The organism is Marinobacterium jannaschii DSM 6295 (assembly GCF_000620085.1).
Classification (GTDB): Bacteria; Pseudomonadota; Gammaproteobacteria; order Pseudomonadales; family Balneatricaceae; genus Pontibacterium; species Pontibacterium jannaschii.
The window spans coordinates 33,934-46,530 of the sequence record NZ_JHVJ01000006.1 but is presented as its reverse complement, the minus strand read 5'-3'; the positions used below and the strand labels follow the sequence as shown (position 1 = coordinate 46,530).

Below are 12,597 nucleotides of genomic sequence, written 5' to 3'. Positions count from 1 at the left end.
GGCTTTTATGGAGAAAAATCAACAACAGGCGATGCTGTTTGGCATCGGTGCGGTATTACTGTGGTCGACGGTAGCGACTGCCTTTAAGCTGAGTTTGCAGCATCTGACACCGTTGCAGTTGCTGGCAGAAGCTTCCCTGGTGTCTACTCTGATTCTGGCTGTCGCCGTCAGCCGCAAGCAGCAGTGGCCTGAGGTGCGGCATGTGGCGCGTCAGAAGTGGCAGCGCTATCTGCTGCTGGGGGCTTTGAATCCATTTATCTACTACAGCGTGCTGTTTCAGGCATACGATCTGCTGCCGGCGCAGCAGGCGCAGACACTCAACTATACCTGGGGGCTGATGTTGTCTCTGCTGGCGGTGCCGTTGCTGGGACAGGCGCTGACCCGGCACGATATCCTGGCTTGTCTGCTGGGGTATATCGGAGTGGTGGTGATCGCCACGAAGGGCGAGCTGCTGGCCCTGCAGTTTGAGAGCACCGAGGGGGTGGCGCTGGCGCTGTTCAGCACTCTGCTGTGGGCTTTGTACTGGATCTTCAACGCCCGCAGTGAGGAGTCACCGGTGGTGTCGCTGTTGCTCTGCTTTCTGTTTGGTCTGCCAATGGTGACTATTGCGATGTTCTGGGTTGATGGTATCAACCTGTCGTGGCAGGGAGCGCTGGGTGCGGTCTATGTCGGGCTGTTTGAGATGGGGGTAACCTTTATGCTGTGGCTGACGGCGATGAAAAAAGCCACTCACACCAGCCGTATCAGCAACCTGATCTTCCTGTCACCCTTCCTGTCGCTGCTGTTTATCAGCCACTTTCTCGGTGAAGCGATAGAACCCGCCACCTGGCTGGGGCTGGTGTTAATTGTCAGCGCGGTGCTTTATCAGCAGTGGCAGGGGCGACAGAAAGTCGCGGCTTAGCTGTGAAGCGATCGCCTCAGGGCATCAAATCCAGTGGCGTCAGGTGCGCCACTGGATCTTTTCAACAGTACCATTTTCGACTTTCCACCACTCGTCGGGATCGTCGCCGTCACTCCAGCCACTGGCGATACAGCGTACCTGGGTATCCATCGCTTCAGCCGCCGCATGGGCGCAGTCAACGTCTTTCACCCAGGGGGTCTTATCGGACTTAAACCAGATGCTGACCCAGGCTTTGCCTGCAACCTTCTCGTGAATCATTACCGGAACGCGGTGCTCGCCGATGGTGATGCTGTACTCGTGGATGGTGCCCTGTGAGAAGGTCTGCTCCAGCTGCTCTGCACAGTTGCCCAGCCAGATTTCAATCTCGGCAATAGAGCGGTTTTTTACGTAGATTTCGATATCCGGGTGGCGCTGTTCAGTCATGGGGTCTGTCGTCATTAAAAAAGCGGAAGAGTCGCAGCAGGCTAAGGCAGATATAGCCGAATGCCGCCAGTATGATACCGGCGGCGACCAGTATCAAGCCAAGAAGGGCGATCAGCTCCGCCAGCATTCCGCCGCCAAGCATAAACTCGCTGCCCGCCACAATCAGTACACCGCAGAAGCAGCTGATAAAACCGCAGATCAGGATCTTCAGGTTCTGCTGATAGTTGTCGGCACGCTGAATCAGCCAGCGGCGTACCTGAGGCGAGAGTATTTTCATAGGCGACGGAAGATGCCGAGATTAACGTCCAGTGTCAGTTCCAGTTGTGGTTGTTGCTGCAGCTTCTCGCGGGCTTCCGCGGTCAGGCGGCGCGCGTGCGGCGTCATCTCCAGCAGCGTCGCGATGCTATGCGGATTATCCAGCGTAAAACGGTAGCTGACCGGCTTTATCTGCTCGCAGCTGAACAGGCCTTCCAACTGGGCGGTCGGATCAAAGCCGCTGCTGCGTACCTCCTGATAGATCTGCTGGCGCAGTTCGATCAGGTGGTTGTCGCCGGGCCAGGCCAGTAACAGGTGGCCGCCGGGCTTGATCAGGTCGGCAAAGGGCTGAGGCATCAGGCGGCTGAACATCACCAGCAACAGGTCGACCGACGCTTCGGGCAACGGCATATCGGCGCCGGAGGCCACCAGCCAGTGGATCGCCTTAGTGCGCTGGCAGGCTGCCCGCACTGCGGGTTTGGAGATATCCAGCCCGGTCAGTTGCTGCGGCAGCTGCTGTTCGTTCAGCTGCTGAAACAGGCGTTCGGTATAGAAGCCCTCGCCACAGCCCATATCGACGATATTGTTCAGCTGCTCGGTTTGACACAGCGCGGTGGCCAGGCTGTTTACCTGATCCGACAATGGCTGGTAGTGGCCTTCGTTGAGAAAGGCGCGCCGCGCCTGCACCATCTCGGCACTGTCGCCGGGGTTCTTAGAGCGTTTCTTGTTTACCAGCAACAGGTTCCAGTAACCCTGACGGGCCCGATCGAAACTATGGCCGTTGTCACAACGCAGGCTGTTATCGCTGCTTATCAGGGCTGCCCGGCAAACCGGGCAGCAAAGGTGTGTCGGCATCATGTCAGCAAGCGCGCCAGAATGTTTTCATAGATATCTGACAGAGTATCCAGATCACGCACGCTGACCCGCTCGTTGACCTGATGGATAGTGGCGTTGATCGGACCCAGCTCAACCACCTGGGCACCGGTCGGTGCGATAAAGCGGCCATCGGAGGTGCCGCCGGATGTGGATAACTCGGTATCCTGGCCGGTGATCGCCTTAATCGATTGCTGGGCGGCTTCCACCAGGTCGCCTGCGGCCGTGAGGAAAGGGTTACCGGAAAGTATCCAGTCGATATCCCACTCCAGGCCGTGCTTGTCGAGCACATCCCGTACCCGCGCTTTCAGCTCGTCGGCAGTGACTTCGGTGGAAAAACGGAAGTTGAAGTCGATCTCGACATGACCGGGCACTACGTTGGTCGCGCCGGTACCGCCGTGGATATTGGAGATCTGGAAACTGGTGGGTGGGAAAAACTCGTTACCCTGATCCCAGACTTCGGCGGCCAGTTCGGCCAGGGCCGGAGCGCTGAGATGGATCGGGTTCTTCGCCAGATGAGGGTAGGCGACATGGCCCTGCTTGCCCTTAACGAACAGTTTGCCGCTGAGCGAGCCGCGACGGCCGTTCTTAATCACATCCCCAACATGTTTAGTACTGGATGGCTCGCCGACGATGCACCAGTCCATCTTTTCGTTGCGTGCTTCCAGGTGATCCACCACCCGGGTGGTGCCGTTGATAAACGGGCCTTCCTCATCGGAGGTGATCAGCAGGGCGATAGAACCCTTATGGTCTGGGTGATTAGTGACAAAGCGCTCTGCTGCGGTAATAAAGGCTGCCAGGCTGCCCTTCATATCGGCGGCCCCGCGTCCCCATAGCATCCCTTCATGGATGGTGGGTTCGAATGGTGGGAAGTTCCAGTTCTCTTCAGGACCGGATGGAACCACGTCGGTATGACCGGCAAAACAGAATACCGGTCCGCTATCGCCCCGGCGCGCCCAGAAGTTCTTGGTATCTTCAAAATGCAGGCGTTCGGCATTAAAACCCAGTTTTTCCAGGCGTTCTATCATCACATCCTGGCACCCGGCATCTTCCGGGGTTACAGACTGGCGGCTGATCAGGTCTCTGGCCAGTTCAAGGGTCGGCGAAAGTTGAGACATCGTGGCTCCTTGGTGTCGCGCTGAAGCCACCTGCAGGCAGGCTTTAGCGCTGGAATAAAGAACCCCGCACAGCGGTGCGGGGTTTACATCAGGGTAGCGCGCCTCCGGCAAGAGGCGGGCTGCAGAGGCTGCTTAGTTGTGCTTGTGCAGCTCTTCGTTCAGCTCGATCGCAGACTTGTTGGTCTTCACTTCGATACGGCCGTTCTGGGAGTTACGGCGGAACAGCAGGTCCGGCTTACCGGCCAGCTCAGCGGCCTTAACAACGCTGACTTCGTTGTTCTGATCGTCCAGCAGGGTCACCTTGGAGCCGCCAGTGACATAGAGACCAGCTTCCAGGGTGCAGCGATCGCCCAGCGGGATGCCGAGGCCAGCATTGGCGCCCAGCAGGCAGTTCTCGCCCACGGAGATCACCACATCGTTACCGCCGGACAGGGTGCCCATAGTGGAGGCACCGCCGCCGACGTCGGAGCCGTTGCCGACAACCACGCCTGCAGAGATCCGGCCTTCAACCATGCTCACGCCCATAGTACCGGCATTGAAGTTGATAAAGCCTTCGTGCATCACTGTCGTGCCTTCACCGACGTGAGCGCCCAGGCGGATACGGGATGCGTCGCCAACACGGATGCCGGCAGGCACTACGTAGTTGGTCATCTGCGGGAACTTATCCACAGAGTAAACGTGCAGCATCTGGCCTTTAGCACGGGCCGCCAGCTGGCGCTTGGACAGGTCTTCCAGCGCGATAGCGCCTTCGCTGGTCCAGGCAACGTTTGGCAGTTTGCCGAACATGCCCGCCAGGCTGATGCCGTGAGGCTGTACCAGACGGTGAGAGAGCAGGGACAGCTTGAGGTAAACCTCAGCCGTCGTGGCAGGGTCTGCGTCAGTTTCCAGGATGGTCAGTACCAGTGGCTGTGCTGTCCCTTCCAGGATCTCGACAACCTCAGCCTGATCTTCCGCACCGACTGCCAGGAAAGCAGCTTCCAGGTCTTTCAGCTGGGATTCGCGGATCTCGATGGTCGCATTGCCACCTTCGTAACCGACTTTTGCGGCGACTGCGTCGATCAGTGCAGCGTCAGCGTTCAGCAGGGGAGCGTTAAAGTAGACTTCCAGCCAGTCGCCCGCTGAAGACTTGGTGCCTACACCAAGACCAAAAGCAAAATTTGCCATCTGTTTCTCCATCAGAAATATAAAAGATAAATCGTCGTTATTATCAGCCAGCCCTTCCGGCGATCAGGTGCATGAGGGCTGTTGTCAGGATGCCCGCTGCGACCTGGCAGCGGGCATATGAATACTTCAGGTTCAGCCGTTAAAAAGAGCGCTGTAGTCAGCGTCTTTAAATCCCAGCTTACGCAGGCTGCCGTTGTCCAGCAGTGGGCGCTTAATCATCGCCGGATGTTCCAGCATCAGTGCCAGAGCGCTTTGTTCATCGATGCTGTCCTTAACTGCGTCTGGCTGCTGACGCCAGGTGGTGCCGCGCTTGTTCAGCAGCGCTTCCCAGCCCAGTTCTGCCGCCCAGTCCTGCAGCTGTTCGGCGCTGAGTCCGTCGACACGGTAGTCGTGAAAACGGTATTCGATACCTTCGTTTTCCAGCCACTTGCGGGCTTTCTTAATGGTGTCGCAGTTCTTGATACCGTACATAGTGACCATCGGTTTAATCCTTACAGCGATTCAACGTAGTTACGGATACGGTGTGCCGCCTCGACACACTCTTCCAGGGTGGCAACCAGTGCCATGCGCACGCGGCCGGCGCCGGGCAGGATACCTTCGGCTTCACGGGAAACATAGCTGCCTGGCAGAACAGTGACGTTCTGGCTGGCGAACAGTCCCTGAGCAAACAGGTCATCGGCGATCGGGGTAGCCGCCCAGAGGTAGAAGCTGGCATCCGGATGCTGAACGTCCATCACCGGAGAGAGGATCTCCACCACGGCATCAAACTTGCGGCGATACTGGCTGCGGTTTTCCAGTACATGTTCTTCGTCGTTCCAGGCGGCAATCGATGCCAGCTGGTGCTGGATCGGCATGGCGCTGCCGTGGTAGGTGCGGTACTGCAGGTAGGGTACCAGCAGAGCGGCATCACCGGCGACAAAGCCGGAACGCAGGCCCGGCAGGTTAGAACGCTTGGACAGGCTGTGCATCACTACACAGTTTTTATAGTCATCGCGGCCCAGCTCGGCACAGGCCTGCAACAGGCCAACCGGCGGCTTGGCCTCGTCAAAGTAGATCTCGGAGTAACACTCGTCGGAAGCGATGATAAAGTCGTACTTGTCCGACAATGCGATCAGTTTCTTCAGAGTCTGCATACCGGTGACGGCACCGGTCGGATTGCTAGGCGAACAGAGGTAGAGCAACTGGCAGCGCTGCCAGACAGACTCCGGCACGGCATCGTAATCCGGCACGAAGTTATTGTCGGCATTGCAGTTCAGGTAGTAAGGCTCGGCACCGGCCAGATAGGTTGCGCCTTCATAGATCTGGTAGAACGGGTTCGGTGACACTACCAGCGTATCCGGCCTGCGATCGATCGCCGCCTGGGTGAAGGAGAAGATCGCCTCGCGGGTACCGTTGACCGGAATCACATTGGTTTTCGGGTCCAGCGAACCGGCCTGTAGTTTGAAGCGACGCTCACACCAGCCTGCAATGGCTTCACTCAGCTCCGGAATACCCTTGGTGGTCGGGTAGTTGGACAGACGCGCCAGGTTGTCGGTCAGTACTTCAGTGACAAACTCGGGAGCCGGGTGCTTAGGCTCGCCAATGGAGAGGGCGATATGCTCCAGATCTTCCGGTGGAGACACCTGCGCCTTCAGCGCGGTGAGTTTCTCAAACGGGTAAGGTTGCAGCAGACTGAGGTCGCGATTCATCTTTTGTCCTTCTTATCCCCTGAAAGCGCAGGGTTTTAGCGCGGATTAACCTTCGGATTATACAGAAAGCCTGCATAGCGATTAAGCACTGATCGAAATCAAGCCGGATTAAATTTCAACTGTAACTGAGGCGGATTGTTCCACGCGCTGCGATCGCAGGGATTTCTTCATCAGTCCGGGTTGTGTATAACTTTACTCAATGCTTAAACGACTGTTTAACCTGTCCCGGAGGCGGGTGGCAGCTTGTTGCTTGTTGGCAATGCCGGAGATCTACCGATGCGACCTGAACGAAGAATTTACCCCCGACTCTGTGTCGAACTGCCTGCCGAACTGGAAAAAAATGATGCGGATACCCTGGATGTAACGCTGCTGGATATCAGTCAGGGCGGCTTCCTGCTGGAGGGCGGGACTGAGTTGATGCAGGTGCGTCAGCCTGCCACCGTCGGCGGTGCCGAATTTAACCTGCATTTCGGCCTGGCCGACAGCGCTATTCACTGCCATTGCAGGATGGTGCACCAGCGCCGGGTTTCCCAGCACCGGGTACAGTATGGGGTGTCTATCCTGAGTATCGATCAGCAGGGGTTTGAGATTCTGGATCGCTATATTAAGCGCCACCTGGTCTGAGCGCCGGGTTGTTTTAGCCCGGTGCCCGGCCCCAGATAACAGTGTTGAGCGATCCTGTCCCGGCTTAGCCTGCCGCCGAGTGGCTTTCAAGCTTTACCGGCGAATGTCCTCCCAGCCGCCCGCGCAGCGATTCCACAACCGTGAGTACCGCCGGCACAAACAGCAGGATAACGACGGTACCGTAGGCCAGGCCAAACACGATAGACACTGCCATCGGGATCAGGAACTGGGCCTGCAAAGAGGTTTCGAACAGGATCGGTGTCAGCCCTGCGATGGTGGTCAGCGAGGTCAGCAGTACCGCTCGCAAGCGCTGGCAGGCCGCTTCGATAACGGCCTCCTTGATTGCCAGGCCGCTGCCGCGCAGTTTCTTATAGAAGGTGATCAGGACGATCGAGTCATTGATCACGATGCCTGACAGACCAAACAGCCCGAACATCGACAGGATGGTCATATCCAGCCCCAGCAGGAAATGACCGAAAACCGCGCCGGTAATGCCCAGCGGAATCGCCAGCATCACGGTTATCGGCCAGCTGTAGGAGGCGAACACCCAGGCCAGAATGATGTAGATCAGCAGCAACGCCAGCATCAGGCCGTTCTTCATATCCTCGGCGGTCTCGCGCTGGCTCTTATTCTTGCCTTCAAAGCTGGCCTGGACGCCGTACTGATCGAGGATCGACTGCAGCTCGCCGGCTTTCAGATCGGCAATGATCTCGTTGGCATTGGCTACGGCTTCATCCAGGTCGGTCGTGATATTAATCGACAGCTGGGCATCCACCCGCTGCAGGGTATCGAGGCCCCGCTGGGCGGTAAAGCTGACTACGTTAGACAGCGGCGTAGTGCTGCCATTGGGCAGCACGATCGGCAGTTGCTCGAGCAGGCTGAGCCGGTCACGTTCGGCATCCGGCAGCACTACCCTGACCTCAATTTCATCCTGATTGAGGTAAAAATTCTGTACTTCCAGGCCGTCAAAGGCGGCACGCAGCTGACGGCCGACAGCGTCCAGGGTCAGCCCCGCGGCTTTGCCTGCTGCGGTCAGGTTGTAGATCAGCTGGGCCTTACCGAAGGGCAGGTCATCATCGATATTGGACAGGCCGGTATAGCCTTCAAGTAAACGCTGGATATCCAGCGAGGCCTGTTTCAGGGCATTAATCTCATTGCCGCTGAGCTTGAGCTCTATCGGTTTGCCCGGTGGCCCGGAGCGGGATACATCAATGGTGAATTTCTCGACACCGGCCGGTACGGTCAGATCCCGTTTCCAGCGTTTGATCAGCTGACTGTTGCTGACACTGCGGCTGTCGGCCGGATGCAGCTCCAGGTAGAGGCTGCCAAACTCTTCACCCCGGTTGCCGCTGGCGGTGGTGCGGCTGAAGGAGGCGGTGCGTAGTCGCTGGAAGGCGACTTTAATCAGCTCGCCGCCCAGATCCTCTTCGGTTGCCAGCAGTTCCTGCTCTACATGGGTCAGGAAGCGTTGCACTGTGGCACTGTCGGTACCGGCCGTGAACTGCACGTTGGCACTGATCACATCCCGCTCTACTGCGGGGAAGAAGGTGAATTTCACCCGGCCACCGGCGATCAGGCCGATCGCCAGGATCAGCAGGGCGATGGCTGCGGCCATGGTGGCCCAGCGGAAGTTGATTGCCACGGTGACCAGGCGGCGGAAAGGTCCGTCACGGAAGCGGTTGAAGCCGCTGTCCAGCTTCAGCCGTAGCTTAGTCGGATGCAGGTCTTCACTGCGGCGCAGGCTGTGATGCAGATGCCCCGGCAGGATCAGGAAGCACTCCAGCAGCGAGGCGATAATGACGCAGATCACCACGATGGGGATATCCACCAGGATATTACCGATAGTGCCGCCGACCAGCAGCAGCGGCAGAAAGGCGGCGATACTGGTCATGGATGAGGCCATCACCGGAGGCAGCATACGGTGGGCCCCGCCGATGGCCGCCTGCAGTCCCGGTTCGCCCTGCTGGACGTGGGTCAGGGTATCCTCACCGACCACAATGGCGTCATCGACAATGATCCCCAGCGCCATAATCAGCCCGAACAGGCTGATCATATTGATCGAACCACCGATACCGTACAGCACCGCCAGGGTCGCCATAAAGGAGACCGGGATACCGATAGTCACCCAGAAGGCGACCCGGGCATTGAGGAACAGAAACAAGATCAGGATCACCAGCACCAGTCCGCTCAGGCCATTTTTCAGCAGCAGGTTGATGCGGTCGCGAATCGGCTGCCAGCGCTCATCGAAGGCGATCAGTTGCAGGTCCGGGGGCAGGGTCGGACGGATATCGGCCAGCCACTGGTTGAGGATAGCCGCCGAGTTAAGGGAGTCTTCCGCTTCGGTGCGGCGCAGGGTCATCATAATGGCCGCCTGGCCACGGTATGCCAGTTCGACCTGGCCGTCCCGGGTACGCAGCGCGATATCGGCTACATCGCCAAGGCGCAGCAGACGGCCCTGACTGTCGGTCATCAGCGGCAGTTGGTTAAAGCCTTCGACACTGCGTTGCTGGCTGAGGCTGCGTATCTGGCGCGAGCCGTCGCCCTTGGCTGCGGTGCCGGCGGGCAGGTCGACGCTGCGCTGGCGGATATTGCCCGCCACTTCGGCCATCGTCATACCCAGTTCATGCAGGCGGGCGGCGGGCAGCTGGATGGCGATCTCCTGCTCCGGCATCCCGTAAAAGTCGATCTTGCTGATGCCTAGTTCCAGCAGTTCGCGTTCAAAGCGGCGCACCAGTGGCCGCAGCTCTTCGGCGGGACTCTGTTTACTGGTGATCAGCAGGCTGGCGATATCTTCATAACGGATGATCTTCTGCACCAGCGGCTCTTCGATATCGGCCGGCAGATCGGGGCGGATATTATCGACCTTCTGCTTAACCTCATCGAGCAGGAAGTCGAGATCGCTGTCCTCCTCCAGCTCCAGCCGGATAGAGGCCATGCCCTGGCTGGCTGTGGCAAACAGCCGGTCGACACCGGTGAGGGATTTCAGTCCCTCCTCCATGGGCAGTATCACCGAGCGCTCTACGTCTTCGGCTGCAGCGCCGCTCCAGGCGATCTGTACCGTGATGACATCCAGTTCGAAGGAGGGGAAAAACTGGGTATTGAGTTTCTTCAGCCCCCAGACGCCCGCTAGAATCATCAGCACCATCAGCAGGTTCGCCGCCACCCGGTGGCTGGCAAACATGGCGGTTAACCCCTGGAGTGGACCTGAATACTGGCGCATCAGTTAGCCTCTTCCACACGCAGTCCATTGATCGCATTGGGCAGCTGGGTTGCCAGAATGCGGTCGTTCTCATGCAGTTCTATACTGGTCACCAATACTTGCTCCTGATTACGGCTGTTGCGGCTGCTGCCGACACGGTTAACCCTGACGCTCTGCAGGCGACCGTCCTGCACCCGGTAGATGCGATCGAGGCCATAGAGGGCCTGTGGCGGCAGGGCGTAACTGTTGGCGACAGCGGGCAGCTGCAGACGCAGACTCAGGGCCCGGCCGGGTTCCAGATCATCGGGTTGTTCGATAAAGCGGAACAGGGCATCGACTCCGCCGCGTCCGCCATCGACCTCTCCGGCCAGACGATCGAGTTCGACCGGAAGGCTGCGATCCGGCAGCAGCAACTCGGCCTTAAGGCCGCCAGCCTGCAGGGCCGCACGGATGGTGGCCAGGAAACGGGTCGGGATCTGGGCCCGCAGCTCCAGGCGCTCCAGGTCATACAGGCTGACCAGTTTATCGCCACTGCGTACCCGATCGCCCGGCGCCACATAGAGTTTAGCAATACGGGCATCGAAACCGGCGTTGATCGTGGTGCGTTGCAGATCCAACCGGGCGCTGTCCAGCTGTGCTGCTGCACGCTGCAGCTCTGATTTCAGCTGTTGCAACCGGTTTGGGTGATCGGCAATGGACTGGCGCCGGCTATTCAGCGCCAGCGCCTGCTGCTGGTAGGTCCGGCGGGCATTGTCCAGCTGGTCTTCGCTGCCAACCTTGCGTTTCAGCAGGCGCTCGAAGCGATCGACAGAGCGCTGGCTGATCGCCAGCAGCTTCTGCTCGATTTTCAGGGCTTCCCGGTCGGCTTTATAGCGTACCTGCTCAGCGCTGATGCGGGCCTTGATGGCAGCGACATCGGCCTCTCTCTGGGTAACGACCAGCTGGGTGTCACGCGGATCCAGCTGCAGTAGCTGTTCGCCGGCCCGTACCTGACGGCCTTCATCCGTATCGACTTTATTCACGAAGGCGGTGACCGCGGCAGTGAAGGTGGTCTTGCGCGGAGCTTCGACAGTGCCGTAAATCTCCAGCTGAGGTTGGTAGTCAGCAGCTGCGGCCGCGACAGTGGAGACCCGCCAGCTGCGCTCGGTTACCGGCCGGGCGGGTGTTTCCGGCTTGCTGTTTTTGAGCACTATAAACACAGCCACGGCCGCAGCGATAAACAGCAGCGGCAGCAGCCATTTCAGAAAGCTTCGCGGGGATTTCCTTGTCATCTCATTCATTCTGGTACCAGACTAGTTCCACTACGGACGGCGGTTACAGCATGCCTGAGTCGCCGGACGAATTGTATAGAGTGAACACATTGTTCCGGCGTTTAGCCGGGCTTGATCATTATATTAGGGAATTCTTATTGAAAGAAAGCAATGCGGGTTCTGCCGTTGTTCCCAATACGCAGGCGGACTAAGATCAGTTTGCAGGGCCTCAACATCATTCAGCAATACAGGGAGCGTGTTATGTCAGTCAGAACCGTAAAGTGCCTTAATCCCCAGGGATTCCATCGCATGGCCTACCGGGAGTGGGGAGACCCGGACAATCCCCGGGTGGTGATTTGCGTCCATGGCCTGGCGCGAAACGGGCGGGATTTCGATCAGCTTGCTGAGGCCCTGAGCGAAGATTACCGGGTAGTCTGTCCCGATATCGTTGGTCGGGGTGAAAGCGACTGGCTGCCCCCGGGTCAGCTGTATGCCCTGCCACAGTACCTCAGTGATATCAGCTGCCTGCTGGCCCGGCTGGATGTGGAACAGGTCGACTGGGTGGGTACCTCGATGGGCGGCATTATCGGTATGTTGCTGGCCGGCATGCCGCAGACGCCTATTCGGCGGCTGGTGCTGAATGATATCGGTGCCTATATCCCGCAATCCTCGCTGGAACGTATCGCCACCTATCTGGGAGAAAAACAGTTCCCGACGCTGGAGGAGGCGCGCAGCTTTATGCAGCAAACCTATCCGGCCCTGCGTAACCTGACTGCATCCCAGTGGGATCATATCGCCCGCCACGGCGTGCGGGCGCGGCCTGAAGGCGGATATGCCCTGCATTATGATCCGGCACTGGCGCTGTCGACCGCGGCGATGAGCACCCATCCGGTTGATCTGTGGGATAGCTGGCGTGCCGTGAAGTGCCCGCAGATGCTGATCTGGGGTGAGCGTTCCGACGTGCTGCAGCGCGATACCGTGGAGCAGATGCGGGAGGAAAATCCGGCAATGACCCTGTATGCTGTGGCGGATATGGAGCATGCGCCTTCACTGATGGAGGCGGAGCAGATCGAATCTGTCTGTCGCTGGCTCTGCTGATGAT

12 protein-coding genes are annotated in these 12,597 nt (G+C 58.7%); 3 read left to right on the top strand and 9 right to left on the bottom strand.

What is annotated here, in order from left to right:
• Positions 1–7: 7 nt before the first annotated feature.
• Complete coding sequence (locus Q354_RS0105105; RefSeq protein WP_027856671.1) at positions 8–901, top strand: DMT family transporter; 894 nt, start codon at positions 8–10, stop codon at positions 899–901.
• Between the two features lie 39 nt (positions 902–940).
• Here Q354_RS0105105 and Q354_RS0105100 read toward each other — a convergent pair whose 3' ends face one another.
• The 7 genes from Q354_RS0105100 to dapC all read right to left on the bottom strand — a co-directional run bounded on the left by Q354_RS0105100 (position 941) and on the right by dapC (position 6,422).
• On the bottom strand, positions 941–1,324 hold the full coding sequence (locus Q354_RS0105100; protein WP_027856670.1) for a hypothetical protein: 384 nt from the start codon (positions 1,322–1,324) through the stop codon (positions 941–943).
• Positions 1,317–1,601, bottom strand: coding sequence for a hypothetical protein (locus tag Q354_RS0105095; RefSeq protein WP_027856669.1), 285 nt, complete (start codon positions 1,599–1,601; stop codon positions 1,317–1,319). The genes Q354_RS0105100 and Q354_RS0105095 overlap by 8 nt, the downstream gene beginning before the upstream one ends.
• The gene (locus Q354_RS0105090; protein WP_027856668.1) at positions 1,598–2,437 is read right to left on the bottom strand and encodes a putative RNA methyltransferase; all 840 of its coding nucleotides are present in this window, start codon (positions 2,435–2,437) and stop codon (positions 1,598–1,600) included. Before Q354_RS0105090 ends, Q354_RS0105095 begins: the two co-directional genes overlap by 4 nt.
• On the bottom strand, positions 2,434–3,570 hold the full coding sequence (dapE, locus tag Q354_RS0105085; RefSeq protein WP_027856667.1) for a succinyl-diaminopimelate desuccinylase: 1,137 nt from the start codon (positions 3,568–3,570) through the stop codon (positions 2,434–2,436). The genes Q354_RS0105090 and dapE overlap by 4 nt, the downstream gene beginning before the upstream one ends.
• A 132-nt stretch (positions 3,571–3,702) precedes the next feature.
• Positions 3,703–4,734, bottom strand: coding sequence for a 2,3,4,5-tetrahydropyridine-2,6-dicarboxylate N-succinyltransferase (dapD, locus tag Q354_RS0105080; protein ID WP_027856666.1), 1,032 nt, complete (start codon positions 4,732–4,734; stop codon positions 3,703–3,705).
• A 132-nt stretch (positions 4,735–4,866) separates the two neighbouring features.
• On the bottom strand, positions 4,867–5,214 hold the full coding sequence (locus tag Q354_RS0105075) for an ArsC family reductase (RefSeq protein WP_027856665.1): 348 nt from the start codon (positions 5,212–5,214) through the stop codon (positions 4,867–4,869).
• 11 nt (positions 5,215–5,225) lie between these two features.
• Positions 5,226–6,422, bottom strand: coding sequence for a succinyldiaminopimelate transaminase (gene dapC, locus Q354_RS0105070; RefSeq protein ID WP_027856664.1), 1,197 nt, complete (start codon positions 6,420–6,422; stop codon positions 5,226–5,228).
• A gap of 276 nt (positions 6,423–6,698) precedes the next feature.
• Here dapC and Q354_RS0105065 point away from each other — a divergent pair, with 276 nt between their 5' ends.
• Positions 6,699–7,046, top strand: a complete 348-nt coding sequence (locus Q354_RS0105065) for a PilZ domain-containing protein (protein WP_027856663.1) — start codon at positions 6,699–6,701, stop codon at positions 7,044–7,046.
• A 64-nt stretch (positions 7,047–7,110) separates the two neighbouring features.
• On the opposite strand, the gene Q354_RS24680 is transcribed toward Q354_RS0105065, so the two are convergent.
• Together Q354_RS24680 and Q354_RS0105055 are read right to left on the bottom strand one after the other, a co-directional pair.
• Positions 7,111–10,266: an efflux RND transporter permease subunit gene (locus Q354_RS24680; RefSeq protein WP_051559913.1), complete on the bottom strand. Its 3,156-nt coding sequence runs from the start codon at positions 10,264–10,266 to the stop codon at positions 7,111–7,113.
• Entirely contained in the window at positions 10,266–11,516 is a 1,251-nt protein-coding gene (locus Q354_RS0105055; protein ID WP_027856662.1) for an efflux RND transporter periplasmic adaptor subunit, read from the bottom strand. Before Q354_RS0105055 ends, Q354_RS24680 begins: the two co-directional genes overlap by 1 nt.
• A 240-nt stretch (positions 11,517–11,756) precedes the next feature.
• Between Q354_RS0105055 and Q354_RS0105050 the strand changes: the two genes are divergently transcribed.
• Positions 11,757–12,593 (top strand): alpha/beta fold hydrolase, encoded by an 837-nt coding sequence (locus Q354_RS0105050; protein ID WP_027856661.1) that lies wholly within the window; start codon positions 11,757–11,759, stop codon positions 12,591–12,593.
• Positions 12,594–12,597: the final 4 nt, after the last annotated feature.